The following is a 26,400-nucleotide window of genomic DNA, read 5'->3' on the forward strand; positions in this document are numbered from 1 at the left end:
CGGCCAGACCATGCGATCCCAGTCACCTCGTAATATCCCGCACGCGGCAGCTTCATCGCGCCCGAGGGGAAGGTGATCACCGATTTTGCCTCCATCTCCATGGAGAATTGGCGCGCGGTGCCGTCGGGCATGAGATCGGTGTATTTCGATGTCTCTTCGCGCGTCATGAAGGGCTTGTCGCTGACCTCAAGCCGGCGCAGCCACTTGATATGCGTGTTGCCCTCGTATCCCGGCAACAGCAGGCGAAGCGGATAGCCCTGTTCGGGCCGCAGCGCCTCGCCGTTCTGGGCATAGGCCAGAATGGCGTCATCCATCGCCTTGTCGATCGGCACCGAGCGCGTCATCACGGCGGCGTCGGCGCCCTCGGCCAAGATCCATGCGGCCTTGTCCTGAACGCCTGCCATTTCCAGAACCGTGGACAGGCGCACGCCGGTCCACTCGGACGTCGACGTCAGGCCATGCGTGCCCTGCACTGTCTTGAGCGTCGGCTTGGCCCATTCGGTCAACCCATTGCCGGAGCACTCGATAAAGTGGAGCTTGCTGACCGAGGGCAAACGTTTCAGATCGTCCATGGTAAAGCGCAGCGGCTGATCAACCATACCGTGCAGGATCAGCTCGTGCGTGGCTGGGTCGATCGTGGGGATACCAGCGTGATGACGTTCAAAATGCAGCCCCGAGGGGGTGATCATCCCCCGGCCCGAAGCCAGAGGCGTCATCGACCAACTGGAATCAATGCTGGCTGTCGGATAGCGCCAGCGCACCTCGTTCTCGAATTGCGAGCGCGACCCATAGCCGCCATCATCAAGGATGAGGCGTCCTTGCTCCTTGGTTGGATCGGGCTGGACGTCATATTCAATCGCGCCCGGGGGTGCTTCGGCCCGAGCGCGCCCGCCCGCCAATGCGCTACCGCCCAATGCCACACCGCCCATCAGGAGATTACGGCGTGTGAGGCCGTTGAACATGCCCTCCCGGCATTCACATTCTTCATCCTCCATCAAGGTCTGGCGTTCGATTTCAACCAAGCTCTCCGCCATCTGCCTCTCGGCCGGACCATACATGGATGCTGGAAATTTTTCGGTGTCGGACATTGCAACCTCCCAATCGTTCACGTCAGGAAAAAGACTGCGCACGGAAGAAAGCCTGCTTCACCAGGACCGGGTCCGCGCGGCGCTGACGTCTTTGCCGTCGACCCAATCGCAACCGAGTCGACAATCGCACCGTAGCACAGGCCGCGAGACTCCCCTTCCCAATAATTTCAACAGGGTGTCGCCTCGTGCGTGACGCGCCGGGCGGACCGGCATTATCGGCGTGTATCCAACTGCGGAGAACACTGTAATTTTGACCAATCCTGGTGATCGACTGGTTGCATGTGGTTGCGCTTTGGTTGCGTTTTGGTTGCCATCCGGTTGCATAAGCGGTCTCTGAACCGTGAAAATGGTTGCATACTTGGCGATATCTGGTCCCTGCGGTTGACATTTTTCGCCAGAGGCAACCAGTCATTGCGTTTCATAACAATAGCTTACGCCGGATCGTGGTTGCATAAAGGGGCAAAAGACGGTTTTTTTGGGGAGGTTTCGATGCTCTGCAGTCGAGGAGCAAAGGGCTTGAATTGGCGAAAGGAGGTTTAGCTCTTGAAGGCTGCGCTGGTCGCGAACACTCGGTCGGTCCTACCCTCCATGCTGTCCATCTTGGAGTCATTGCCCTAATTCTCAGTTTGTGGATTTTTGCAGCCCGAGACAGACCTTCGTGTAGCAATAACACAGCCAAGGATGCACCTTCAGGTCGGACGGGAAGCGGTCCTTCGCTGCGGTTTCTTCGAACGACCGGTTTGGGGTAAAGTGATCAACCCGAGACGGTGCTGAATCGGCCTTGGCTCCGCCACCCACCATTCACATAGTGTATCCCGCTGACTTGACTATCATCTCCACAGAGACGTCCGTGCTGACATCGGCAAGGGCCGACCCATTTCAATGTTCATTCGTTTGCAATTGGGCCAGCAGCGCCCATGGAGGCGGCATCCACAGCTTCCGCAGGCGCCCTGAAGGCGAACTGCGTTTCGCACTTGTCGTGTGCGCACACTGGTTTGCTTAGGCTGAACGGGCGTTTATACTTCGTGCGCCCGCAGACGCATTCAAACTGCTTGCGGAAAAACTTGAACTCGTCCCACCTGGTTTGTTCGTCCCCGATTGAGCCGTCTCCATAAGGCCCGTCCTGAAAGTGGCTGCCGAAATTCTCGATCTCACCCTTAATGAGGCTGTTGATAAAGCGGTTGTTGACGCCCGGCACATCGGGGGGAGTTAGTTTGAGGTCGCTGAGGAACCCGCCAATCGCCCCCGCCAGCTCCGAGCGCTCATAGGAGTAGGCCTTTTCGAGCTGTCGTATCCGGACATTGACGCCAAACCCACGCGCAATGCCGAGAAGCCATTCCTCCTCGGCCTGGCGCATCTCGTTTGCTGCGGATTTTCCTTCGGCCCAGCGGTCGGCGATCATCTCATCACTGACCCTGTGATCGGCAAATTGCGGCCCGGATGCCGGGTCCAGTCTGATGATGCGAGTGAACTGCCAATCCTTCTCGGAGAGCTGGTCCTTCAGGTGATTGAAGAAACGCTCGTCATGGGTGACAAGTATGATCTGGCTGCCTATTAGCATCTTCGCGAGCATCGCACCGATCGCGCGCCGATGATCAGCATCATAGGATGTTACGATATCGTCCAGCGCGATCATTGGTGCAGCAATGTTGAATTGCTTGATTGCCGCGAGGCGAAGCGCGAGCGCGACCGAGTGAATCTGGGAGTCGCTCAAATAGCCGCCCGGCGCAACGCTTTGACGGTTCTTCGCGAAATCGATCACCAAATGCATGCGTTGTTGGTTGCTGTCATCCTCGGGCGGCAGCTCCAGTCGGATCGGCTTGGCGCTGCCGCCCTGGATCTCCTGATAGATGTCGTTCATCGGCGCCTGAAGTTTGTCGAGCAGCGACTGGACCTTGTCGCGGATCTTGCCGGCAACGAGCGTGGCTTGCGCGATGAGTGCTTCATGCAATGCCGACAGTTCCTCGGTGGTGCGGATCGCCTGCGCCATCTCCTTTTGAAGCTCGAACAGACGGTCGATACGTGCCTCGGCATTGGCCCAAGTGTGCTCGCCCTGTTTCGCCTCGATGTCCGCAATCTCTTGGTCGAGATCGGCCAAACGGCTCTCCAGGTCGGCGACAATAGTGGCGGACTCTGGCGCATCGGAGGCTGGCCATTTGGCAACGTCGGCCTGATAACCAATAAGCGCAGATTTCGGGCCAGTGCCATCATCGTCGGGCAGATGCTCGATCATGGCGGGAAGACGCGCAACGAGTTGTTGGTGCGCCCGAACAGCGGCGGTCTTAGCGACGTCGAGCGCAGTCTTCGCCCTATCGTAGCTTTGCAGGTCTTCGAGATGGTTTCTTAATAGATCACGGATCTCGGGCACGCTCCCAGCAGCGGTGTCACCGATTGCCGTGGCGCATACAGGGCATGCGTCAGGCGCAGTTGCGTCGTCGCCAAACAGCTTCTCGGCTTCCTTCCACACCGATCGGAAAACGATGTCGGCTGCTTTGTCACGTTCGTCGACCTCAGTTGAATTGGCATCAGCTAAGACTATAAGCGCCTCGTTGAACGCAGCGATAGCGCCGGAAAGCTCCGCTCCGCCGCCATCCTCAGCGACAGTCTTCCGCCATAGCGCGATGACCGAATTACGGATCTGCTTCAGACCTGTGAGCCCAAACCGATTTTCCTCGGCCTCGACACGTTTGACGACCTCGAGATAGCCCTCGTCTTCGGAATCGAGTGCTGTCAGCGTCACTTCCGGATCGAGTGGTGCGGTGACGCTCGCGTTGATGAAAGCGAGGACGGCGTCCTCGTCCCATGCCTGAACGGCCTGGTCGGTTTTGGTCCGCAACAGCTTGGCAATGCGATCTTGTTCCTCGGAGCTCTCGGCAGCGGCCTTCACATCGCGGCGCAGGAGGCGAAGGTTTCTCTGAACATCTACCAACGGCGAAAGCTGGAGCCAGTCCGCCACGTCTTTGTAGCGATCTTCGGGACTATGAGCCTCAACAAAGCTGCGCAGCGCGTAGCCGCGAATGATTGGGGGCACAACGAAACCTGCCTTCATCGCGGTCGCAGCCGGGTGGATCGGGCGGGAGCGGCCTACGGCGGAACGACTGCCTTCGGCCTTCGTCTTGCCAGTGATCGTCGTGAACTTGACCTTGGGCTCTACGCCAGATTCCTGCGCGTCGTTGTGCATGAGTGCGGCCGGTCCGGCCCGGTTGTCGCGAGCCCGCTGCCCGAGCCGTTCGAGGGTGCCTTGTTCGGAGAATAGGTATTCGAGCGCGTCGATGACGCTCGACTTGCCCAGACCGTTCGGCGCGAAGATGGCTACGCAGGGCTTCTTGCTTAAATCGAAAGTCTTAGGTTGAAGATACGCACGAAAGCCTTCCAGAGTCAGCGAGTGCAAGAGAGTGGGATCAGCCATCGCTCTGCTCCTCGTCTGGAGCCGCGCGCTTCGCCGCAATTGCGACGATTGCGGCCTTCGCATTGGCCACTGCATCAGCATGCGGCTTGGCATTCAGCAGGTGATCAGAAAGAATGGTGGCAAGGTCGGCGTCCACATTAGCCGAAGCCTTAAGGGCCTCCGATACGCCGGCTAGGAAAACGTCGGGCGTCTCCACTGGTTCGACCTCTGGCTGGCCGAGTTCCGTGGGCATACGCAGCGCCGCCGCATCTCTCGGCGCTCCCGTTTCCTCCTCTTCCACAAAACCCCCTTCACATACTTCAAAATTCGAAACGGCGAACTGCTCGGCTGCCGTATCCGTGAAAAACGAGAGCAGGGTAGCACAGAAAATTTCCAAAACGCGATGGGCATACGGACGTTTTCTGGGAGACTGTCGAACTGCTGCTACGGGCCGACCCGGAATTTGAATTGGCCCGACAAATACACCAAAACGCATGGCGCGCCCTTCACGTATAGTCGTCGATGCTTTCCTCCAAACTCTCGCCGGTCAGCTCGCAGAAAGTCTTTAGAGCACCTTGTAAAGTGAAATATTGATGTTCGCTGCGGTGAACGAACAGCTCGCCGCGGATCGTGATTATGGCGACGGCCCAGTCCTTGATCGCGTCAGCTTCCCCAGCACGGGTAAGAACGATCAGCCCGTCTTCGACGAGCGCGCTCTGAACGACCAAGCTCTGGTAAATGTCGTTCTGGGCGAAGACCTCACCGAACCGGAGGTTCTGAGCGTATCGCTCCAAACCATCTTCTGACACCGCCTCCGGGCATCCTGGAAACTCGGTCGGGACCTTCCACTTCACTTGGATCGCCGATGGCGTCAGGCTTTCATACTCTTCCGGTTCTGGCTCGAAGTCAGCTCGTTCACGTGTGCCGTAGAGCCACTCGCCGATTGCGCCTCCGCTTGGGACGAAACCGGTCTTCGCCCACGCCTCGAAACGGGATTTGGTTCTGGAACCTTCTTCCTTGGTCACAGTCCGCATCCATGAGACGTCGGGAAAGAATGTCTCGTTAATGGGTCTGGACGGATCTTCGAGAAACGCTTCTATCGACCCATAAGCCAGCTCAATGCGGCGTGCGGTGATTTCGTTCAGGAGTGCGTTTTCCAGCCTAGTGAGCCAGCGCAGGTTCTCGGGCCTGTTATTCGCGCGGTTGGTGTCGATGTGATCGACGACATGCTGATCAGAGGGTGGCGGGCCGTTGAAGGCGCTGCAAACAATGCGGTGGATCGGCACACCGGCGAAAAGGTGATAGCCGGTCGTGAGGTTTTGGCGTCCGAAGGTCCATGTTTTGTCGAGCGGACGGGCGCGTTTCCGGAATTCGTTCAGTCGATAGACTGCGCCGTTGTCACGGACGCAGTATCGCTCGCCCCGATATTCGACCTCGATTTCAGTTTCGTAGATCTCAAGCAGGTGGTCATGCTCACCGATAGGCGTTTTCGAGGACGGCATCTTGCTCTCCAGTGCAAGGGTGTCTCGGCCTTCCCCGGAATGGTCCAGTGCCGGTTCTTATCGGCAGACGTGAAGCGAGGCGTCCGGCGCTGCCTTATGCTCTGGACGCACCGGCAGGTTGTCGAATATGTGAGGTTGGAGTCAAGAAGAACCAGGGACAGAGCACACTTGCCCTACGCCCGCCAGTGCGTAGCAATTCTAATGTCGGCTTTGCGGGCTTGCAACCGCAGCATCCAAGCTCGGCATTGAGAGTCCGGTTAAGGCCGATCATACGCAAGCAGCGCCGCGTCTTGCGAACAGTGAAAACGCTCTCACTGAACAGACATCGGGCGCAACATGTCGTCCGTGTCAAGGTTGAGCGCGCTGCGCCAGAGCGGGGTCTTGAACACATGACACACGTGTTTGCCTGCGCCGTCTTCGCGGGTCTCGGTCAGAAATCCCGCCCATTCGAGAGGCCCCAGCACACAAGATGAGAACGCGGCCATCTCTCGCCACCCCGCGGTGTGCCAATCCTGTGGCTCACCGTAGAAGGTTTCGAACAAGGCAGCCTCGGTCGTGCCATGATCGGCCTCCACGTTGATCACGTTCATCCAGACGTCCCATTTTCCGAAGAGGTGATCCTCGAAGCGCGAATAGGAAGCGTGATCGATCTGGATCACAAAGTATGGGATCAGCTCGGCAAACAGGCGGCCAGGTGCATCCGCCAGCTCTGTGCCGCGCTTGGTCAGCCGAAACTCACCCTTGAAGTGACGTCCCAGGTGCAGAGAAATCAGCAGAAAATGCAGAACTTCGAGCGGAGGAAACTCGTATTCGTTGATCACCTTGTTGTAGCGGAACATCTCTTCTGCGCTTTTGCCTGGCCAGTCGAAATGCTCGACGGCCCAATGGACGAAGACGCGCTTGAAGGCCTTGGTTTTGGTCAGACCGATTGATCCGTGCATCTGCGCATATTGCAGGGTGAGGAGCGCGCCTCGAAGCAGCGGAGAATGCGCGAGGTCGGGATGGTCATCGGCAAGAGTGCGGAACTTGATCATGTTAGGATGCTGCCACAGACCGCGCTGCAGTTCCATGATGTCCGCACAGTGTGTATTGACTATCCCAGACATTCTCCACCTGAAGCTAATGCCGGTTCATCGCAGAACAATCCATCACAACTTTCAAATCCTCTGTTTTGATGCTAGCCGGCGCGCATCGAGTTGCCCGTATCGTGTCTTTCTGTGATCAAGCTGCAGCAGTAGGTTTTGTCCGCACGGGACCGCAAGACTTTGAATAAGGCGCGCCTTGTCACGGGTTTGAGAATGGTGTGTTGGACGAGGGTTGATGAAGCCGGACAAGGAAGTCTGAAATTGGAAAAGATTGAGCGAGAAACACCCAAATACGCGACAACTGCTGAATGCGAAGCCGCGCTGGAACACATTTTGGCTGCGCCAAACAGCGGTGCTACGATTAGGCAGTTGTGCTTTCGACCTGATTTTGGCCGGCGGACGTTTCCCGACGCATTGGAAATGACCGTCAATCACGGGATCATCGGCGAAAGATGGACCAAGAAGCCTTGGTTAACGCTGCCTAACGGCAAGCCCGACCCCAGAATACAGGTTTCCATTCTCTCACAGAGGGTCATGGATCTGTGCTGGCGCGATCATAAAAACACCGTCCATCCTGGCGATCCTATTGTTGTGGATATGAATCTCAGCGCCGCGAACCTACCAGTTGGAACGCGGTTGAGTGCTGGTTCGGCGCTCCTTGAGGTGAGCGATAAATTCAACACAGCGTGCATCAAATGGCGCGACAGATATGGGAACGATAGCCTGCGATGGATCAACAAGCCCGATAATCGAGATTTTCGCTTGCGTGGAATTCTTTGTAAAATTGTCCAAGATGGAATTGTAAAGGTTGGAGATCAATTGATCAAACTTTGATGCGCGTCTTAAACATCCGCTGGAGGCTGCGGCCAGGCGGCCTTGACCTCGGATGTGACGCTGTTCCAATGCCTCGGCAGCAACTCATGCAGGCGTGAGACCGGTATGTCTGAGATGTGGGCGGTGGCGTCGGCGAGTCAGGCCTGCAGATGGATACCATTCAGCTTTGCCTTGCCCATTAGCATATACATGGCAGCGGCTCGCTGTCCGCACCGTTCGGGAGCGGCGAAGAGCTGGAGACGACGCTGCACCGTTACGTCTCTGGCTTTATAACCAGCAACTGCCGCAATCAGCCTTGGGCAGCAAGACGCCCTTGCAGGCGATGAAAGACTGGCACAAACTCAAGCCAGAGCTGTTCAAGAAACTGCCATACTATCTTCCGAGATGTGACAGAGGGACACGTCCCGCAGCATCCTGAAGGTAGAAGGAGACGTCCTCACGGTCTCCAAGCCACTTGTGATGCCATTCCATCTCGTCGAAGGGCACTTTTGCATTGGGTCCTGACCTTGCTTCCAATCCGCTATTTGGAACGTTTCTGGCAGGATCAGTTGCTGTTGCTCCAAATCAGATCGGGTCTGTAACGCGCCTTGATCTTGCCGCCGTCAAGGGCGAATAGATGCAGCCAGCCGTTATCGAACAGCTGCCGCACCGCGTCATGTTTGCGCAGCACCTCGGTGATCGCCTCCGGCGGGGCCTCGACCATCACGGACAGGCGCAGCGGATCGTGTGCCAGGGTTTTTCCATCATGCACCGCTTGCCACGGCAGACCGGTTCGCAGCTGGCCACCATTGCCCTGAACGACGCCGATGCCACCTACGACATTGTGGATCAGCTTATTGCCGGCGCCGAACACATGCGGTGCTACGGTCGAGCCGTAGTATTGCAGGCTGATCCAGCTTGCGACCACGACCGGCGCCGTCAGAATCAGCTCCAGTGTGGCGAACCCGGCATCGAGGCGCCAATTGTAGGTGTGCAGAAAGGCGCGGCCCTTCAGATCACGGCCCACTGTTGTGCTGCGCGGAGCGGCGATGAATGCGGCGCAGCCTGCAAGCCCCCATTCGGGACGCATCTCCGCCCAGTCTGACGCGCGATTCAGCAGGTTGCCGCCGGTCGCACTGGGTAGGCGCTGCGCGCGCTCCGCCCGCGCCAGGCCACTTGCCGTGGAAAGCCAGCCCCGCGCGTGGGCCAAGTCGGTTACATGATCCGGTGCTGCCGTGTCGGGATAAAGCGTCACCTCATCCGTCACGGTGTCATGGAGGGCAGCTACAAAATGCGTGTCTTCGGGCAGATGGATGCCATGCTGCGGTAAGCCTGCACGGGTTTCGGGGTCGTTGAGCAGCGCGGCCAGCAACCGGGCCGACACTTCACCCGTCCGACCGCAACAAGCCCCGCAGTGATACCCGCTTTCGTGGGGATTGTTGGTCACTTGGGCGCCGTGTCCGATCAACAGAACCAACCGTGCCAAATTTTGCGTCAAGCTCATGGCGCGCAGAACGGAAGCCGCTGTCTGCGCCTTGGCCTCGGTCGAGAGGTCTTTTTCGAGCCTGGGCATCGGGCCTGGTGCGAGGCTCGTGACGCCGCGGCCAAGAGAATCTTTCACGAGCTTAACCCCATAGGCAGATCCCGCCGCTTCCACGAAGGCAAAGGAGGATACCGCCGCTTGCCGGAATCGACCCCAGGCGCGTGTTGCGCGAGCCCTGATGCGGGCCGCGGTTTCGCTGGATGCGTCCGTGTGGCCGGTGGAGATCAGCGTCGGTTTCAAAAGGGCTGGCAGGTGGGTCTGAACCTCGTCGGTGCCGTGCGGGCGGTGCGCCACAGGCAATCCGAAGAAACCGGCAAAGCCCAGCGTTTCGATCTTTTCGTCCTGCGACTCGAGCGCACGCCGTATCACTTCGGACCGGACGTCGATGCAAAACGCCGCCTGAAGGACAGGGCGTCCGGCTCGCTCAATTGGACCCGATAGAACCGAGGCAAATTGCCGTTGGTGGCCGCGTTCGGCAGCCTCCTGCAAGATCGCGTCGAGCACCTGGTCGGGCGTTGGCGAGACGGGAGATGCGTGTGCTGCGACGGTCGCCTGCCAGTCTTCCATGACCTGTGGGGAATTCGCCAGCAGAGCTTCGTCCCAGATCAGGCGGATCGCCAGCAGATCGGTCAGGGTGCTGTCAGACCCGCCTGCAAGTTCCGCCTGCCACAAAAGCCACCGCGCGTGTTGTGACCAGCCGCCCAGATCGACGAGAAGCCGGTGAAAGGCGGTCGGCCCGGCGTCGTTCGTCAGACCCAAGCGCACCGCCGCGCGCAGGATCGCGCGTTCGGCGGTATCGGGCGCCTGCGCGACATGGGCACAGAACCCGGAAAGGCCGGCAATCTCGGGCGTCAGGTCGTGGGTTCCCCACTCGCGCCATGCGGCATAGGCCGTATGGTCCTGTTGCGGCGTCCACAGGGCCTGACCGCGGTCGAAATGACCCGTGGCCCAAAGTCCGAAGCACCGGTGCAGGATCGCCGGCCAGTCGGTGCCGGTTGCCTTGGCCACCAGATCCGCGACCGTCGGCAGCGCCGCAGGGTGCGGCACATCAACATGGATCTTTGCTTTCAGCAGCGCCAGATCGCGAGGCTTCAAGGGTGAGTTCGATGTGATCAGCGCGATTGCCAGATCATCGTCCGTGATCTCGCCCGCCGCGATTTTTGCGACGTATCTTTGGCGCGGTGGCGTCAGGCTGACACCTGCGACGCGGCCCAGACGGGCGGCGGCATGGGCCAAATCTTCCCCTGATTGGCCGAGAAATGGATTGACGGCTACCGTGGCATCGAGCGGAAAGGCCGGTGGGATCGCGCGTGCCGCCGCTTCGGCAGCGTCCAGCATGGCAGTCACTTGGTCCGGTGCGACAGTTGTGGCGTTGAGAAACATCGGGGAAATCTCCGGTCAGGATTTATGTGACACGCGGAAACCACCGATCATCCGATCGAATACCGCATTGAGGTAGAGGCCGTTGGTCAGATGCACCCGCAGACCCGCGGTCGAGGGATGATGCGACCAGTAGGGAAAGAGAGATTGCGCCACCGCAACTCCTCCAAAAGAGAGGACGGCAAGGACGATCAACTGCCACTCCAGGGCGCCGGCTATCGGGGGGGCGGGAAGAACCGGACCCCAAAGGGTCTGGGCCGCCACATGAAACCCGAAATACGCCAGCGCCGTCGTCAGCGAGGCTCCGACAGTCAACCGTGTCAGGGCACCCGGAGCGGCATCGGCAAGGCCCTGGGCGATCAGATAGGAAACGCCAAAAACAAGGATCGCACCAAGGGCCAACGCCTGCGGCGTCTTCGGCCCTACGACCAGCGTGAAAACAAGGGCGACAGTGCCGTAAAGCGCCAGCGCCAGCCCGAAGGATCGCAGCACTACACCGGGCCCCGGCACGGCGACAGGCCCGGGTTTGCGGATCGCGTTGACCATCCGCACCGCGTTGCCCGATGACAGGAAGGCATGGGCCTTATAAAGTGAATGAGCCACTATATGCAGCAAGGCCAGTGGCCACAGACCCAGTCCGCATTGCAACAACATGAAGCCCATCTGCGCGATCGTCGACCACGCAAGCGCCGTCTTGATCGCGCTCTGCGTCAGCATCACGACGCCCGCGAACAGCGCGGTTAGCCCACCCAGCATCACCAATACCGCCATGGCGCCGGGACTTTGCTGCACAACGCCTGCCAAGGTGATAAGAATAACTCCGCCTGCATTGATGACGCCTGCGTGCAGCAGTGCCGAGACGGGCGTCGGGGCCTCCATCACCTCGGTGAGCCAGCCATGGACAGGCAGCATCGCCGTCTTGAGCAGGGCCGTCAGGACCAGCAGAGCGACCGCGACCTGCGCCAAGGCCGGCAGCCCGTCTTTTGCGGCCGCGTTCAATGCCGCGATGTCGACTGTGCCGAAGGCTCGCCAAAGCAAGGCTGCCGCTACGATCAGGGTCACGTCACCAGCGGCCCAGACCCATGTAAACTTGGAAGCCGCCCGTCTGGCCTCGTTCCGTTCCGGATAGAAAAGCAGAAGCTGACGGAGAAAGATGCCGACCGCGATGAAGCTGGCGATCAGGACCAAAAGATCTCCAGCCTGAACCAGCATCAGCACCGCCGCGATCGTGGCCAGCGTCCAGCCGTGAAACGCGCCCTCGCGCGCTTCTCCGTCGAGTGACCGCCTTGCATAGCGCGTGACGACCCAGCCGATGAACGACACCAACAGGGCCAGCGTGACGCTGATTGGGTCCAGCCGGACCGATGCAAACCCGACCATCGGGTGAACCTGTGATCCTTCTGTCCAGAGTTGCAGTGCACCGGCCATGACAAGACCGATGGTGATCAATGTCGATCCTTCGGCGATAGCAAGCAGGTGACCGGGGCGACGCCCCGGTTGCCACAGGAAAAGTGCTGCACAGGCAAGAAGAATGAGTGGGGCAAGAGCTGTAGCTGGAAATAGCATCGAGGCGGCATCCTTCTGTGGATCATCGGCATGGATGTAGTCGTTGCTTGGATTTTATAAAATTACATATATTGATCGTTAACGTTCTGTTTTATAGAAGTGTGATGAAGATCAATCTGCACCATTTGCGTCTGTTCAGGGCGGTTGCGACTGTTGGCACGCTGACCGGAGCCGCACAGTCGTTGAGTCTGTCCCAGTCGGCACTTTCCACGCAATTGCGCGCGCTTGAGGCATCGTTGGGACATGATCTGTTCGAGCGGCGAGGTCGTGGACTGATCCTGACCGAAGCGGGGCGGATCGCTCTCGACCATGCCGAGTCGATTTTCCGCACCGCCGATGACCTGATCGCCACTCTGCGCGAGACCGGGCGCACGCGCCGGGCATTGCGGGTGGGGGCACTTGCCACACTATCGCGCAATTTCCAGATGCAGTTTCTGCGCCCGCTGATTGGTCGTCCCGATGTTGAGGTCGTGCTGCGGTCTGGATCTCAAGTCGAGCTGTTAAGCGGACTGGAAGCACTCGCGCTGGATGTCGTATTGACCAATCTTGCCCCACCACGCGATGCGGTCAGTCCATGGTTGATCCACCGGATCGACGAACAGGCGGTCAGCCTTATCGGCACGCCCGCTCGTGTCGGGACGCCGCCGCGGCCCTTGGATGTCCTGCTGTCTTCCGAGCCGTTGATCTTGCCCGCACCCGAAACAGTTCTTCGCGCAGCTTTCGATGCGCTCGCCATGCGGCTCGAGGTGAACCCGACCATCGCTGCCGAAGTCGACGATATGGCGATGATCCGTCTGCTGGCCCGTGCTGACGCGGGCCTTGCCATCATTCCCCCAATCGTGGTGCGCGATGAACTCAGAACCGGGTTTCTGGTCGAAGCGGCAAAATTGAATGGCATGAACGAAGCGTTCATGGCAGTCACGCTGCAGCGAAAATTTCCTAATCCATTGTTGGCCGATATCTTGGCTCAGTGACGTCGCATGTCGTCTACTTAGTTCAAAAAACTTATCCTCTGTTGTATGGGCTTTGGGCGGAACCCTGCTAACGTCCCTTTCAACAAGGCACAAAGGAGCCGCCATGAAGATCCACCGCGCCGGAGACCGGCCTTCGCAATTCCCAAGCAGTGAGTATTTCACTGGCACGGTCCGGTGTGATCCGGTTGTTGCGGGTGACAATCCCTCTCCGGTCAAGATCCTGTCGGTGACTTTTGAGCCCGGCGCTCGGACAGCTTGGCACACCCATCCTGCCGGTCAAACGCTGCATGTTGTGTCGGGCACTGGGCTGGCCGGGTCCGAAGGGAAGCCGGTGCAGGTGCTGCGTCCGGGCGATACGGTCTGGTTTGCGCCGGGGGAGCGGCATTGGCACGGCGCGTCACCCGACTGCGCAATGACTCACCTGGCAGTGCAGACTTCCGTCGATGGCAAGACTGCCGACTGGATGGAGCATGTCACGGATGCGGATTACCTCTCCCAGCGCGCCGAGTAAGTTGGGATCGAGCCGCCCACCGAAGAGCCACCTGCCGAGAGCCTCGTTCGTCCGCTGTGTGCAAGTTCACTGGGCCCAAGATTGTGCACCTGACCTCTGGACCGCGTCGATGCTACCGAATTTTTTGCCGGGCCGAGAGGGGTTGATCCGCAAAAGGCTGCTGAATTTGACGTAACGAGAAGCAGCTTGATGCCAGAGCGGAGGTAGACCCAATTGCCTCTACCGTTGGAACAACATTGAGCTTTCGTGGCAGAGAACCCGGATGGATCACGCGGTTTACTCTCCGCGCTATGGATGCCGCCGACACCAAAGTTCTCCAAGAATTTGTGAACTGCGCATCCATGACTTCGGCTGACCTGAAGTTCGCCGCTTGCTTTTCGGATAGGAATGGCTCGCTCGCCTCGGGAAGACCTATCGCCGGGTCCCAACTTTGACGCGAAGTCCTAGAAATCATCAGAGCGACTGATGGGGATGCGTCTCGGCGCCACTACGTCCGGGGGATGGAAGCTCCCATGATTTTGTGCGCCTATTTTCTGGCGAAGGCTGCCTTGCTTCGGGCCTCTGGATCTCGATATACCCACTTAGCGGCAAGACAGGCGAGCGCAAGTAGCCGCAAGTTCCGGCGCGGTCATGCGCAATCACACTAGAAACTCATTCGGCTACGCTTGTTTTTGAGGCAGTTGGCCGCCCACAAGGCAGATCAAATTCGGCGCGAAACATGCACTCTTGGGTTGATGCGGGGTTGATGTAGGGCGCTTGATGGGTTGAGTATGCGCATCGCAATTAATGGATCAGAACGATCTCCCGTCCATCACCCGTGACTGACCTGGACAACTTACCTGAACCGGAAGTCCTGATGTCGGAAATTATGGAAAATCTTGAAGCTGCCATTGAGCAGTTTTCGGCGGCTGTCTCGATCAAACCTTCGGCGCGCCACTAGCAGCTATACCTCCCGAAGCACTTCGCGATCGCGGCGGCAATCGTGCACCGGTGTGGAGCGGCACAAAGGTCCCGCGAATTGGACACAATGATACTCTTGACGGCCCTTCCGATAAAGCAATGGTGGGTGGATGTGCAATTTCTACGCCAACACAACAGCCACTGACGCCATGAAGGCCCTTTTGAAGTCGCCGCACAGAACGTGCATCTGGGCAATGCCGAACGCTTGGCCGCAATCTGGCCCAAGTATTCCGGACACGCCGTGAGTATCGGTGGAAATGGCTCCCGCGAACTGGTCAGCCCTTCCTGGGGCTTTCGCATCACCACGATTAACACGAAGTCGGGCAAGACCCTCCAGGCTGCGGCATGGAACAACGTCCGTGACGACAAGGAGCGAACATCCGGGCTTTGGAGGGACGCTTACATGAAGGCCGAGGGCCGGTAATCAAGGAGAATTTGTAGCATGCGCTGGCGCCAGCTGACTGCATTCAGAGAAACAATGGTAACTGGCACCGCCAGCGGTGCCGCCGAAATTATGGGTATATCGCAGCCCGCCGTCAGCCGGTTGATCGATGCGCTTGAGGAGTCGCTTGGCATCACACTCTTTGATCGGCGCACCGGTCGGATGGTTCCCACGGTCGAAGCCAAGATGTTCTACGACGAACTGCAGAAGGCTGTCGCCAGCTACGATCGGCTGGCTTCGGTTGCGGAGGACATCCGATTGGGGCGCAGGGGCAGTCTTCACATCGTATCAATGCCTGCTACCGGCCTTAATTTTCTACCCGAAGCGATCACGAGCTTCAAAGCTGTGCAGCCAGATCTGAAGATCCGTTACGATCTGCAGCTGTCGATGCGGGTAGAAGAATCGGTGTCGTCGCAAAAAGTCGACCTTGGGATCGCCGAGTTTCCGTTCGAACGCCCTGGGATCGAGCGCGAGAATTTTTGCGAGCTTCCCTACGTCATGGCTTTGCCCGAAACCCACCCATTGGCCGCACGCGCGGTCATCACTCCTCAGGATCTCGATGGTCAGCGGATGGTCAGCCTGTCGCATGAGACGGTCGCACGAAGGCTGCTGGATGCCTGTCTCGCAAAAGCTGATGTCAAGCCGCAGATATTATGCGAGACGACATACTCCGCGGGTGTTTGCGCAATGGTGCGACACGGCCAGGGCATTGGACTGACCGATATCTTCACCGCCACAGATTTTGCCGGGAGCGGCATCGTCTTTCGTCGCTTCGAGCCGGAATTGATGTTCCATGTCGGAATACTCTATCCCAAGCACCAATCACGCTCCCGCACGGCAGGTGAGTTTCTGACGGTATTGCGAGCGAAGCGGAACAAGATGATCGCGGGGATCGATGCTTTGCTGGCAGTATAACATTTTGTTATACGCCTCAAACCCGCGGTAATTTGACCAGTTGACATGGCCTCGTCATGCTAAAGACATGGATGGGGTCACTGTTGAAAAACCAGATCTGAAGATGATCAATGGGCGCGCTTTCGACGTCGTGGTCATTGGGGGCGGCATTGTCGGAGCCAGCTCGGCGCGCGAGGCTGCGGCGGCTGGATATTCCGTCCTTCTAGTGGAAAAGGGCGATTTTGCCTCTGGCTCTACCAGCCGCTCCAGCCGGCTTCTGCATTGTGGGCTTCGCTACTTCGAGGCGCCCGATCCCTTGCGCTATTTTGCTCGCCATCCCGCTAGGTTCGTCACCTCGCTGAGGATGGCACGGCAGGCGATGCACGCACGGCGCGAAATGGTGCTGACTTCTCCGCAGCGGGCTCGGCCTATAGATTTCTTCTTTCCTATCTACGCGGATGGCCCCTACACACCGTGGCAGTCCGATCTTGCCTTTGGCCTGCTCAAGCGACTTGCGCCAGCGGATGTGCCACTGAACTATAGCCGGCTGAGCAAGGACGCGGCGCTAGAGCAGCCCATGGTCGCCGTGCTTGCGCGAACCGACCAGCTGCGTGCTGCGGCGCGCTTCACCGAGTATCAATTCGACTGGCCCGAACGCATCTGCATCGATGCAGTTCTCGACGCCGAGGAGGCGGGTGCGGTGGCGCTGAACTATACGCGTGCCGCGCTCGGCGATGCGCAGGGAGGTATGCGGAAGATTGCCTTGCAAGGCCCTGATGGCGCGACCGCCCAAGTCGCCGCTCGCAGCGTCATGTCGATGGCGGGGATCTGGATAGACGATGTGTTGAAAGGTTCTGGCGTCAAGGTTCAGCGCCGCGTCTTCGGCACCAAGGGTGCCCATATCGTCATCCGCCTGCCGGAGCGGTATCGCGGCCAGGGCATAACCACCATCAACAGCCACGGCGAACCCTTCTACTGCATCCCGTGGCATGATCTGCACTACATTGGGCCGACTGAGACGGCGTATGAGGGTGATCTGAACGACATCCACGTCGACGCTGCCGATCTCGTGTTCCTGCTGTCTGAAACAGCTGCGCTCTTTCCGGGCCTCGACGTCACGCGCTCGGACGTGTTGCGCACCTGGGCTGGGGTCCGACCGCTGACCTATGACCCGGCCCACCCCAAGGGGAATCGCAGTCGCATGTTGCACGATCTAGCCCAAGATGGGCTGAAGGGCGTCTTTGCCATGACCGGCGCCCCGATCATGAGCCACCGGGGCGCCGGACGCGAGGTCGTAACCAAACTGCGTTCGGCCGTGACACCCGAAGGCAGCGCGACATCACTTAGCTACGAGCCTCGTCTGCCGCTGCAGGATACGAATACGCCCCGTATCGCGCCGGGAATTGATTATACTCTGGCTGACGTTCGCCAAGCGGTGCGCAATGAGCACGCACGCAGCTTGATGGGCGTGCTCTACCGCCGCAGCGGAGCTGGACTGCGCCATGCCTTCAGCGACGATGAGCTTGGCCGCGTCGCCGACGTGATGGCCGAAGAGCTTCACTGGTCTAGCAAGGAAAAAAACAAAGAAGTCGACCGCTTCAAGCAGCAGACGGAAAGGCTGTTCGGAGTGCCTAGCGTGCCTGAAGAGGCCGCAAAACAGTAACCAAGAGGGAGAAATAAAATGAAAAAAACACAAAAAATCAGCCGCCGAGCGATCCTGAAATCTGGCGCAGCAGCGACGACGTTGTCCATGCTGCCACTATGGGCGGGCCGTGCCGAAGCCGCTTGCGGCACGCTGCGTGCTGGCATCACAGGCTACAACGTCATCAACACGCTGGATCCGGCGCAGATGACGTTGATCCCCGAGGCATACGTGGTCTGGGGCGTCTTCAACTGCCTGCTCAAATTCGACGAGGACATGAACATCGTGCCGGACCTGGCGGAAAGTTACGAGAGCGTGAGCCCGACACTTCTGCGCTTCAAACTGCGTGAGGGCGTCAAGTTCCACGATGGAGAGCCGATGACATCTGCCGACGTCAAGTTCACGCTGGAGCGGCTGAAGGACGACACGACTGCGTCGCCGCACCAGTCGAAATTCGCGCCTATCTCCGAGATTCGCACACCGGACGATCTGACCGTGGAGATCGAGACATCCGAGCCGTTTGCTCCGATGTTGAGCTATCTTACAAATACCCGAACAGGCAGCCAGATCGTGCCGATGCATCTCTTGAAGGATGGAACACCTGATGACTTTGGAACTAACCCGGTCGGCACAGGGCCCTTCAAGCTGGCCGAGTATCAGCCTGGGGCTTCGCTGACGCTAACCGCCCATACCGAGTATTTCGAGGAAGGCCTTCCCAAGGTCAATACTGTCGAGATACCTCTCATCGCCGAAGAATCGGCAGGGGTGACTGCCCTGCTCGGCGGCAGCGTGGATGTCACTAGCACAGCGCCCTTCGCAGATATTCCCGACCTCGAGAAGGATGACCGGGTTCAGGTTCTGAAGGCACCCGGCGCGAACACGCGTTTCGTGAGCCTCAACAATGCGGTCGCGCCTTTTGACGACGTGCATTTCCGCAGGGCCTGCTCGCTGGCCTTCGACCGGCAGGCGATGGTGGACGTTGTGCTGTTTGGCGAAGGACGTGTCGCAAGCGGCATCATCCCAAATTCGATCACGTGGGCCGCGACCCAGGATCAGCCGATGGAGATTGGACTGAACGCCGAAGAGGCGCTGAAGGAGTTGGAGATGTCCAAATACGGACCCGGCACGGAAGCCGCCGTGCTGACATGGGGTTCGGGTTGGTGGAAACGCTTTGCTGAGGTCTACGTGCTGCAGGTCAATCAGGTGCTGGGCGTCAATTTCAACGTCGAGGTTTCGGACAGCGGCACGGTCTACCAGCGCAAACAGGCGGGCGATTTCCAGGCCTCCATCTGGGGCTGGCTGGGCTTGATCGATCCGGATGAATACGCTTACGAAATCTACCATACCAATGGGTCGCGCAATTACGAGAAATACTCGAACCCCGAGGTCGATGCCTTGCTCGAAGAAGCCCGCCGCACGGTCGATCTGGACGCACGCGGCGAACTATACCGCGAGGCCGAGGCACTGGCAATTCAGGACTGCCCAGTGCTCCCCTGTTTCGAGAGCAACGTGCACAACCTTTTAGCGCCCAAGGTGCAGGGCTTCGTGCAGCGGCCTTATTCGGGCTTTGGTGCGCAGCTGGCCGAAGTCGGCGACTGCTGAATTGCGAGCGTAGTGACCACCGCCCTGTGCCTGTCGGCGCGGGGCAACCCCGATTGTCTGAAAGTCTTTGAATGTCCTCTGGTTTGAAATATTTCCTGACCCGGCTGGGTGGATCGCTGATAACCATGCTGGTTGGCACCTTGGTGGTGTTCTTTGTGATGAAGGCCGCGCCGGGAGATCCCGCGCTTGTCGTTCTGGGCGATTTCGCCACGCCCGAGACCATCGCCCAGTTCAACGCAGACCGTGGTCTCGATGGCCCGCTGCTCGTTCAGTATCTTGATTGGCTGGGAGGCATTTCTCGCTTTGATTTTGGCACATCTTTGTCCGTATCGTCGGGAGAGGATATCGGATCTCTGCTGGCCTTCCGGCTGCCGAATACCGTCTTTATCGGGCTCTACGCCATGACCATCGCGGTCACCCTCTCGCTCATTCTCGGCACGCTGGCCGCGATCAACCGGGGCAGCTTTATCGATACAGGAGCCACCTCCCTAGCTGTTCTGGGGGTCTCGATGCCTGATTTCTGGTTCGGCTACATGCTGATTCTGGGCCTATCGCTTGGGCTCGGGCTCTTTCCTTCATACGGCTTCATCCAGCCATCCGACTCCCTGGCCGGTGCGCTCCATTCTGGCTTCCTGCCGGCGCTGGCCATCGCCGCCCCGATGGCGGCGGTCTTCACCCGGACCTTGCGCACCGCGCTGATTGAGAACCTCGACCGCGAGCACGTGATGGTTGCCAAGTCGCTTGGACATTCGGGCCGCTTCCGGTTCCTCCATCACGTGTTCCGTAATTCGGTGATCCCCTACATCGTCGTGGTCGGCCTCCAGATCCGTTACCTCTTGGGAGGTGTCGTCATCATTGAGCGCATCTTCGGCGTGAACGGCGTCGGCTCGCTCATGGTCGAGGCCGCCTTCGCGCGCGACTACTTCGTCGTGCAGGCCTGCGCGGTGGTGTTCTTGGCCATCGTTCTGGGCGTCAACTACGTTGTCGATATGATCTGTGCGGCGCTTGATCCACGGCGGGCGAGGTAACACGATGAAACTAAATGTTCTCATGCAAAACCGCGCGGCGCTGGCCGGCTCGACGATCACCGGGCTATTCATCGCTATCATAATCATAGGACCGATGATCTCGCCTTGGGGCAGCGGCGCGTTCGACTTCACCGCCGTCCTCAAGCCGCCCTCTTGGTCGCACCCGTTCGGCACGGACAGTCTGGGCCGTGATGTGCTGGTCCGTGTAATGGAGGGTGCGCGCATTTCGCTGATGATCTCGGTCTCGGGTGTGCTGGCGGCGATGTGCCTCGGCATTACGAGTGGGCTTTTTGCGGGATATCTCGGGGGCTGGTTCGATGCGATCGTTATGCGGATCGTCGATCTCTTCTTTTCTTTCCCCGCCTTCGTTCTGGCGCTCTTCCTGATGGTGGCGCTCGGCTTCGGCGTGACCAATGTGGCGCTGGCGATCATGCTGGTCTACCTGCCGATCTTCGCGCGCATCACGCGCAACACGACCGAGGTCGTGCGCGGCGATGCCTATGTGCAGGCCGCCCAAGTCATGGGCCAGAGCACGCCGCGAATTCTCTTTCGCGAGATTCTGCCGAACATCTCGGCGCCCATTCTGGTGCAGGCCAGCATCGCCGTCGCATTCGGGATCGTCATCGAAAGCGGGCTGTCGTTCATCGGCCTCGGCGTTCAACCACCCACCCCTAGCCTCGGCGTCATCATGGCCGACGGGCAGGAATATTTTCGCCGCGCGCCTTGGGTCCTGACGCTGACGGGAATGACCGTCACGGTCGCGCTGCTGGCGCTCAATCTACTTGGCGACGGGCTGCGCGACCTTGCCGATCCGAGATTGAAAAGGAGGGACGCATGAGCGAGCCGCTGCTTGACGTCAAGAATCTCAACGTGAAATTCCAACTGGCCTCTGGTGACCTGTCGGTTTCATCGGACGTGTCCTTCACCCTCGAGCATGGCAAGGTTCTGGGCCTGATCGGCGAAAGCGGGTCGGGCAAGACGGTGACTTCGAAGGCGATCCTGCGCCTTCTGCCGTCCGTTGGCATCGCCGACGCTGGTCATATTCGCTTCAAGGGCCGTGATATCAGCAACCTGACCGCACAGGAATTTGACAAGTTGCGCGGGGCAGAATTGGCGATGATCTTCCAGGACCCAGTGGGCAGCTTCAATCCGGTGAAGACGATCGGATGGCATTTTCGGGCTGTGGGACGTGTGCACCCCGAAGGCCATGACAACATAATGCAGGATGCGGCCGAAGCGCTGCGCAAGGTCGACATTGCAGACTCGAGGACGGCGCTTGGCAAATACCCCCACCAGCTGAGCGGGGGGATGTTGCAACGCTGCCTGATCGCACTGGTGATGTTCTCGCGCCCGTCGTTGATCGTCGCCGACGAGCCGACGACCAACCTCGACAATCTGGTCGAACGGCAGATCATCGACCTCTTCGACAAGCTGAGAAAGGAGATTGATGCCTCCTTCATCTTCATCACTCATGACATGACCATCGCCGAGCAGATCTCCGACAGTATCATTGTGATGTATGCCGGCCAGATCGTCGAGCAGGCCAGCGCCGAGGCATTGATGCAAAACCCGCTTCATCCCTATACGCAGGGGCTGGTCAAGACGGCGCGCGAACTGGAGGGCGATGTCGAGACGCTGACAGAAATCTCGGGCGAGGTCGGCACAGACACCTGGCCGGACAATCGCTGCCGTTTTGCGCCACGCTGTCCGCTGCACGAGGCCGCCTGCGATCATGCCATTCCCTTGCATCATGTCGAAGGCCATGGCGAGGTGCGCTGCATCAAGGCCGAGCGTGAGGAGGCCGCGATATGAGCGCCCTACAGCAAACCAGCCCCGCCGCTTCGCTCCTCACATTTGACGATGTCGTGGTCAGCTTTTCCGCAGGAACCGGCATGATCTCTCGCCTGCGCGGGCGTGGGACGCGGTTCAATGCCGTGGATCACGTTACGCTGAACGTCGCAAAGGGCGAGATCCTTGGGGTTGTGGGTGAAAGCGGCAGTGGCAAGACGACGATCTGCAAGGCCGCGCTCGGGCTGCACCCCATTGCGCAGGGCGTCGTGTCGCTGAACGGTGCGCCGCTCGATCTGAGTAGCGGCGCGATGCAGATGGTGTTCCAGGATCCGCTCTCGTCGCTTAACCCGCGCCAGACAGTCGCCCAAGCGCTCAGCATTCCCCTCCGCCTTCATGGCTTCGCTAGCAAAAAGGACATCGACGCAGCCATCGACGAGTTGCTGGTCGATGTGGGGCTCGGCGCGCAATTCCGCAGTCGCTTCCCACATGAGCTGTCGGGGGGGCAGTTGCAACGCGCCGCCATCGCGCGCGCACTGGCGACACAACCCCGTGTCCTTTTTGCCGACGAGGCGGTGTCCAAGCTGGACGTCTCGGTGCGCGCACAGATCCTCAACCTGCTGAAACGGTTGCGCGAAACGCATGATCTGACAATCATCTTCGTCACGCACGATCTGCATGTTGCGCGCTTCCTCTGTGACCGCATCGCGATCATGTATTTCGGCAAGCTGCTCGAGGTCGGTCCCACGCGCGCCGTCTATGCCGATCCCAAGCATCCCTACACCAAAGAGCTTCTTGGCACGCTCGAAAAGGACCGCAAGACCGAAGCCAGCACGCGAGACATATTTAACCCGCTGACGGACGACACGAGCGCGTGCCGTTATCTCGGCCGTTGCCCCCACGCGATGGATATCTGCGCGAGGCAGCACCCGGATCCGCGCCAGACTGGGCCTGGACACCGCACCGCCTGCTATCTCTACGAGGATGAGGACAAATGAGCCGCACCGCACTTATCACGGGCGCCGGCGCAGGCATCGGTGCGGCCATCACCGCCGCGCTGCGAGCGGCAGGCGTGAGCTGCACCATCACCGGACGCGCGGCGGAGCGCCCCGAGGGGCTGAATGCAGACACCGGATACATGTCCCTCGACTATCTCGATCCTGCTTCGATGGAGCGTGCATGCGATCACGTGCGCAGCAGGCTGCGCCCCGATATCCTGATCAACAATGCAGGCATCAATCTGAACGGCACGATGACCGATACCGACGCAGACCGGCTGCAGCAGATGATGGCGACCAACCTCACGGGCCCCTATACGCTGACCCGTGCCTGCCTGCGGCATATGACCAAGCAGGGCTGGGGCCGAATTGTCAGCATCACGTCGATCTGGAGCGTTCTGGGTAATCCGAACAATACGGCCTATTGCGCGTCCAAGTTCGGGCTGGACGGCATGACCGCCGCACTGGCCGCCGAAGTCGGTCATCATGGGGTCACGGTGAACGCTGTTGCACCCGGCTACATCCTGACCGACGCCCTGCGCGCTAAATACACGTCAGAACGGCTCGAGACGATATCCGCCCACGTGCCCGTAGGGCGCCCCGGCCGTCCCGAAGAGATCGCCAGTGTAGTCGCCTTTCTGACAAGCGATGCGAGCAGCTATGTGACCGGCCAGAACATCCGCGTCGATGGCGGGCTCACGCGCGTCTCGCACCCATTCAACCGCCCCGAATAACGCCCCGGAAAGGCCCCGCCATGACGACAAGCACCAAGGACCCACTTCTTCAGCCGCTGCAGATCAAGGGGCTGACCCTGCGCAATCGCATCATGTCCACCAGCCACGCCTGCGGGCTTCAGGTGGGCGGCTATCCACAGGATGCATACCAAGCCTATCACGCGGAAAAGGCGCGCGGCGGCATTGCCCTGTCGATGTTCGGCGGCTCGTCCAACATCGCGCCTGACAGCCCCAACATCTTCAACCAACTCAATGTCGGTGACGATGGCATCATCCCGCATCTGCAGGTCTTCTCGGAAAAGATGCATGAGCGCGGCGCGGCGCTGATGTGCCAGATCACCCATCTCGGCCGCCGGGGCGATCCCTATCAGGGCGACTGGCTGCCCGCCATCGGCCCGTCGCCCTTGCGCGAGACGCTCCACCGCGCCATCCCGCGCGAGATGGACCGCCATGATATCGACCGGGTCGTCGCCGCCTACGTCGCCGCCGCGAAACGCTGCGAAGAAGGCGGCCTTGACGGGATCGAAACGCTGACCGGCGGGCATATCCTTGGCCAGTTCCTGTCGCCCAAGACCAATCACCGAAGCGATGAGTTCGGCGGATCGCTGGAAAACCGTATGCGTCTCATCCTGATGGTGCATGACGCCATGCGAAATGCGGTTGGCGATGATTTCCTGATCGGCATCCGCTGGGTCGTCGACGAGGGCCCCGACGGCGCCCTGAGCGCAGACGACAGCGCGCGCGCAGCGCAGATGCTTCAGGCGGCGGGCGGCGCAGATTTCTTCAACGCCATCTACGGCTCGATGGATACGATGCGCGCTCTCGCGATGGAGAACATGCCGGGCATTGGCACGCCGATCGCGCCTTGGGTCGAGCATATCGGGCGATTCAAGCGCGAGGTCGGCCTTCCCGTCTTCCATGCCGCGCGAATCTCCGATCTTGCTTCGGCCCGGCACGCAGTGGCTGAGGGGCACATCGACATGGCTGGTATGACCCGTGCGCAGATCGCAGATCCACACCTGGTTGCCAAGCTAGTCGCCGGAGAGGAGGACCGCATTCGGCCCTGTGTCGGTGCGCAGCACTGCCAGTCGCAATACCGCCCTAAATGCCTGCACAATGCCGTAACAGGCCGTGAAACCACCTTGCCCCATGATGTTACTCGTGCGCACAACCAGCGCCGCGCGGTCGTCATTGGCGCCGGCCCCGCCGGGCTGGAAGCAGCTCGCGTGCTTGCCCTCCGCGGACATGACGTGAGCCTGCACGAGGCATCGGACCGGCCTGGGGGACAGCTGGTTCTTGCCGCGAACGGCTGGCGCCGCGACCTGATCGGCATCATCGATTGGCGGTTGAGCGAGCTTGAGCGCGCAGGCGTTCAGATTAACTACAACAACTTCATGGAGGCCGCGGACGTCGGCGCGCTCGACCCCGATCTCGTCATCCTCGCCACAGGCGGTCTGCCTCAGACGCAGTTTGGGCCAGGTGCGGATCTGGTCATTCCTGCATGGGACATCATCAGCAGTCAGGTGCAGCCCGCCTCGCAAATTCTGATCTGGGATGGCACCGGACGCCATCCTGCACCCATGGCGGCGAAGCTGGCGAAAGATGCAACCGCCGATGTTGCCTTCGCCACGATCGATGCAGGACTTGCGCAAGATCTGACCTATGCAGAAACAACCCGTTGGCGCACCGAGTTCTCGCGCGCAGGCATGGTCCCGATGGCGGATCAGCGCCTCGTGTCGGTTGCACGTTCCGCAAACAGGCTGACCGCGATCCTGCTGAATGAGTTGACGCATCAGGAGACCGCGCTCGACGTCGATCAGGTGATCGTCGACATGGGCACGTTGCCCGATAGCGAGATGTTCGCGGAGCTGCGCGGCGCCTCCTGCAACGATGGCGTGACCGATCTGGATGCTCTGATCGCGAACAATGCCCAGCCACGTAGCGGCGCGGGTTTCGAGTTGCATCGCATCGGAGATGCGCAGGCCAGCCGCAACGTGCACGCTGCCATCTACGATGCATACAGATTGTGCCACGTTGCCTGACTGACGCGATGCGGCACCTGTTGATTCCACCGCGACTGTTTTCAAAATTATCCGAAGATGACCGCTTCTGGACTTTGGGCTTGTCAGATACCGTCACCTCGAGCGTTTCAAGGAACAGAAGGAGTTTACAGCATTTCCACTTATTCATGATGTGTATCCAGCGGCTTTGAAGAAGTTCCAGCACTCGACGGAGGTGAAGAGATCGCAGACGTCGCCCATGGCTGCGATGAGCTGATCGAATGCGGCTGCACAGTCGGCACCGTCAAGAGCCGCGTGAGCCGCGGCAGGGCCAAGCTCAACCGGCTGGTCGCGCAAGGGGATGCAGCGCTTTGCCCATCAATGTCGCGGCCCGCGCTCAGTCGGCAGGGTTCGCAGCCTCCGAAGCCGTCCGATCAGGTTATGCTTTCGGGCTGAGGCTGG

The 26,400-nt window shown here is 59.7% G+C and carries 22 protein-coding genes and 1 pseudogene; 15 read left to right on the plus strand and 8 right to left on the minus strand.

What is annotated here, in order from left to right; all coding sequences use genetic code 11:
- The 5 genes from soxC to V8352_RS18545 form a co-directional block, all read right to left on the minus strand.
- Positions 1 to 1,088, minus strand: a 1,088-nt coding sequence (gene soxC, locus V8352_RS18525) for a sulfite dehydrogenase (RefSeq protein WP_336425775.1), incomplete at its 3' end; no start/stop codon positions are given.
- 886 nt (positions 1,089 to 1,974) lie between these two features.
- On the minus strand, positions 1,975 to 4,497 hold the full coding sequence (locus V8352_RS18530) for an AAA family ATPase (protein ID WP_336425776.1): 2,523 nt from the start codon (positions 4,495 to 4,497) through the stop codon (positions 1,975 to 1,977).
- A complete protein-coding gene (locus V8352_RS18535) occupies positions 4,490 to 4,972 on the minus strand; it encodes a hypothetical protein (protein ID WP_336425777.1) in 483 nt (160 codons plus the stop codon). The genes V8352_RS18530 and V8352_RS18535 overlap by 8 nt, the downstream gene beginning before the upstream one ends.
- A gap of 10 nt (positions 4,973 to 4,982) precedes the next feature.
- Positions 4,983 to 5,978 carry an HNH endonuclease signature motif containing protein gene (locus V8352_RS18540; RefSeq protein WP_336425778.1) on the minus strand — a complete coding sequence of 332 codons (996 nt, stop codon included), beginning with the start codon at positions 5,976 to 5,978 and terminating at the stop codon, positions 4,983 to 4,985.
- Positions 5,979 to 6,289: 311 nt separating this feature from the next.
- A complete protein-coding gene (locus V8352_RS18545; RefSeq protein ID WP_336425779.1) occupies positions 6,290 to 7,048 on the minus strand; it encodes a hypothetical protein in 759 nt (252 codons plus the stop codon).
- A gap of 276 nt (positions 7,049 to 7,324) precedes the next feature.
- Here V8352_RS18545 and V8352_RS18550 point away from each other — a divergent pair, with 276 nt between their 5' ends.
- Positions 7,325 to 7,897: a hypothetical protein gene (locus tag V8352_RS18550; protein ID WP_336425780.1), complete on the plus strand. Its 573-nt coding sequence runs from the start codon at positions 7,325 to 7,327 to the stop codon at positions 7,895 to 7,897.
- Between the two features lie 215 nt (positions 7,898 to 8,112).
- Positions 8,113 to 8,315 (plus strand): annotated as a pseudogene (locus V8352_RS18560) (hypothetical protein); the annotation flags it as partial.
- Positions 8,316 to 8,441: 126 nt separating this feature from the next.
- On the opposite strand, the gene V8352_RS18565 reads toward V8352_RS18560, so the two are convergent.
- Positions 8,442 to 10,802 carry a YbcC family protein gene (locus V8352_RS18565; protein WP_336425781.1) on the minus strand — a complete coding sequence of 787 codons (2,361 nt, stop codon included), beginning with the start codon at positions 10,800 to 10,802 and terminating at the stop codon, positions 8,442 to 8,444.
- Positions 10,803 to 10,817: 15 nt separating this feature from the next.
- Entirely contained in the window at positions 10,818 to 12,365 is a 1,548-nt protein-coding gene (locus tag V8352_RS18570; RefSeq protein ID WP_442971066.1) for a proton-conducting transporter transmembrane domain-containing protein, read from the minus strand.
- 104 nt (positions 12,366 to 12,469) lie between these two features.
- On the opposite strand from V8352_RS18570, the gene V8352_RS18575 reads away from it, so the two are divergent.
- From V8352_RS18575 to V8352_RS18635, 13 genes are all read left to right on the plus strand, one after another.
- Positions 12,470 to 13,339 (plus strand): LysR family transcriptional regulator, encoded by an 870-nt coding sequence (locus V8352_RS18575; RefSeq protein ID WP_336425783.1) that lies wholly within the window; start codon positions 12,470 to 12,472, stop codon positions 13,337 to 13,339.
- A 103-nt stretch (positions 13,340 to 13,442) separates the two neighbouring features.
- Entirely contained in the window at positions 13,443 to 13,850 is a 408-nt protein-coding gene (locus tag V8352_RS18580) for a (R)-mandelonitrile lyase (protein ID WP_336425784.1), read from the plus strand.
- Between the two features lie 817 nt (positions 13,851 to 14,667).
- Positions 14,668 to 14,790, plus strand: coding sequence for a hypothetical protein (locus V8352_RS18585; protein ID WP_336425785.1), 123 nt, complete (start codon positions 14,668 to 14,670; stop codon positions 14,788 to 14,790).
- Positions 14,791 to 15,051: 261 nt separating this feature from the next.
- The gene (locus V8352_RS18590; RefSeq protein ID WP_336425786.1) at positions 15,052 to 15,234 is read left to right on the plus strand and encodes a hypothetical protein; all 183 of its coding nucleotides are present in this window, start codon (positions 15,052 to 15,054) and stop codon (positions 15,232 to 15,234) included.
- A gap of 18 nt (positions 15,235 to 15,252) precedes the next feature.
- Positions 15,253 to 16,167 carry a LysR substrate-binding domain-containing protein gene (locus V8352_RS18595; protein WP_336425787.1) on the plus strand — a complete coding sequence of 305 codons (915 nt, stop codon included), beginning with the start codon at positions 15,253 to 15,255 and terminating at the stop codon, positions 16,165 to 16,167.
- Positions 16,168 to 16,234: 67 nt separating this feature from the next.
- The gene (locus tag V8352_RS18600) at positions 16,235 to 17,809 is read left to right on the plus strand and encodes an FAD-dependent oxidoreductase (RefSeq protein ID WP_336425788.1); all 1,575 of its coding nucleotides are present in this window, start codon (positions 16,235 to 16,237) and stop codon (positions 17,807 to 17,809) included.
- Between the two features lie 18 nt (positions 17,810 to 17,827).
- Entirely contained in the window at positions 17,828 to 19,390 is a 1,563-nt protein-coding gene (locus tag V8352_RS18605) for an ABC transporter substrate-binding protein (RefSeq protein ID WP_336425789.1), read from the plus strand.
- Positions 19,391 to 19,461: 71 nt separating this feature from the next.
- Positions 19,462 to 20,418 (plus strand): ABC transporter permease, encoded by a 957-nt coding sequence (locus tag V8352_RS18610; protein ID WP_336425790.1) that lies wholly within the window; start codon positions 19,462 to 19,464, stop codon positions 20,416 to 20,418.
- 4 nt (positions 20,419 to 20,422) lie between these two features.
- Positions 20,423 to 21,256: an ABC transporter permease gene (locus tag V8352_RS18615; RefSeq protein WP_336425791.1), complete on the plus strand. Its 834-nt coding sequence runs from the start codon at positions 20,423 to 20,425 to the stop codon at positions 21,254 to 21,256.
- Entirely contained in the window at positions 21,253 to 22,230 is a 978-nt protein-coding gene (locus V8352_RS18620; protein ID WP_336425792.1) for an ABC transporter ATP-binding protein, read from the plus strand. The genes V8352_RS18615 and V8352_RS18620 overlap by 4 nt, the downstream gene beginning before the upstream one ends.
- Entirely contained in the window at positions 22,227 to 23,204 is a 978-nt protein-coding gene (locus V8352_RS18625) for an ABC transporter ATP-binding protein (protein WP_336425793.1), read from the plus strand. Before V8352_RS18620 ends, V8352_RS18625 begins: the two co-directional genes overlap by 4 nt.
- Positions 23,201 to 23,938: an SDR family NAD(P)-dependent oxidoreductase gene (locus tag V8352_RS18630; RefSeq protein ID WP_336425794.1), complete on the plus strand. Its 738-nt coding sequence runs from the start codon at positions 23,201 to 23,203 to the stop codon at positions 23,936 to 23,938. The genes V8352_RS18625 and V8352_RS18630 overlap by 4 nt, the downstream gene beginning before the upstream one ends.
- A gap of 20 nt (positions 23,939 to 23,958) precedes the next feature.
- Positions 23,959 to 25,980 (plus strand): NADH:flavin oxidoreductase, encoded by a 2,022-nt coding sequence (locus V8352_RS18635; protein WP_336425795.1) that lies wholly within the window; start codon positions 23,959 to 23,961, stop codon positions 25,978 to 25,980.
- 144 nt (positions 25,981 to 26,124) lie between these two features.
- On the opposite strand, the gene V8352_RS18640 is transcribed toward V8352_RS18635, so the two are convergent.
- Positions 26,125 to 26,295 carry a hypothetical protein gene (locus tag V8352_RS18640; RefSeq protein WP_336425796.1) on the minus strand — a complete coding sequence of 57 codons (171 nt, stop codon included), beginning with the start codon at positions 26,293 to 26,295 and terminating at the stop codon, positions 26,125 to 26,127.
- Between the last annotated feature and the right edge of the window lie 105 nt (positions 26,296 to 26,400).

The sequence above is a fragment of the Roseovarius sp. D0-M9 genome (assembly GCF_037083805.1).
Lineage (GTDB): Bacteria > Pseudomonadota > Alphaproteobacteria > Rhodobacterales > Rhodobacteraceae > Roseovarius.

Excerpts from the sequence above, each read along its gene's own strand:
- V8352_RS18605 (WP_336425789.1), top strand. The coding sequence starts at position 17,828 with ATGAAAAAAACACAAAAAATCAGCCGCCGAGCGATCCTGAAATCTGGC.
- V8352_RS18540 (WP_336425778.1), bottom strand. The coding sequence starts at position 5,978 with ATGCCGTCCTCGAAAACGCCTATCGGTGAGCATGACCACCTGCTTGAG.
- V8352_RS18625 (WP_336425793.1), top strand. The coding sequence starts at position 22,227 with ATGAGCGCCCTACAGCAAACCAGCCCCGCCGCTTCGCTCCTCACATTT.
- V8352_RS18635 (WP_336425795.1), top strand. The coding sequence starts at position 23,959 with ATGACGACAAGCACCAAGGACCCACTTCTTCAGCCGCTGCAGATCAAG.
- V8352_RS18615 (WP_336425791.1), top strand. The coding sequence starts at position 20,423 with ATGAAACTAAATGTTCTCATGCAAAACCGCGCGGCGCTGGCCGGCTCG.
- V8352_RS18630 (WP_336425794.1), top strand. The coding sequence starts at position 23,201 with ATGAGCCGCACCGCACTTATCACGGGCGCCGGCGCAGGCATCGGTGCG.
- V8352_RS18545 (WP_336425779.1), bottom strand. The coding sequence starts at position 7,048 with ATGGAACTGCAGCGCGGTCTGTGGCAGCATCCTAACATGATCAAGTTC.
- V8352_RS18565 (WP_336425781.1), bottom strand. The coding sequence starts at position 10,802 with ATGTTTCTCAACGCCACAACTGTCGCACCGGACCAAGTGACTGCCATG.
- V8352_RS18610 (WP_336425790.1), top strand. The coding sequence starts at position 19,462 with ATGTCCTCTGGTTTGAAATATTTCCTGACCCGGCTGGGTGGATCGCTG.
- V8352_RS18595 (WP_336425787.1), top strand. The coding sequence starts at position 15,253 with ATGCGCTGGCGCCAGCTGACTGCATTCAGAGAAACAATGGTAACTGGC.
- V8352_RS18580 (WP_336425784.1), top strand. The coding sequence starts at position 13,443 with ATGAAGATCCACCGCGCCGGAGACCGGCCTTCGCAATTCCCAAGCAGT.
- V8352_RS18570 (WP_442971066.1), bottom strand. The coding sequence starts at position 12,365 with ATGCTATTTCCAGCTACAGCTCTTGCCCCACTCATTCTTCTTGCCTGT.
- V8352_RS18620 (WP_336425792.1), top strand. The coding sequence starts at position 21,253 with ATGAGCGAGCCGCTGCTTGACGTCAAGAATCTCAACGTGAAATTCCAA.
- V8352_RS18535 (WP_336425777.1), bottom strand. The coding sequence starts at position 4,972 with ATGCGTTTTGGTGTATTTGTCGGGCCAATTCAAATTCCGGGTCGGCCC.
- V8352_RS18530 (WP_336425776.1), bottom strand. The coding sequence starts at position 4,497 with ATGGCTGATCCCACTCTCTTGCACTCGCTGACTCTGGAAGGCTTTCGT.
- V8352_RS18575 (WP_336425783.1), top strand. The coding sequence starts at position 12,470 with ATGAAGATCAATCTGCACCATTTGCGTCTGTTCAGGGCGGTTGCGACT.
- V8352_RS18600 (WP_336425788.1), top strand. The coding sequence starts at position 16,235 with ATGGATGGGGTCACTGTTGAAAAACCAGATCTGAAGATGATCAATGGG.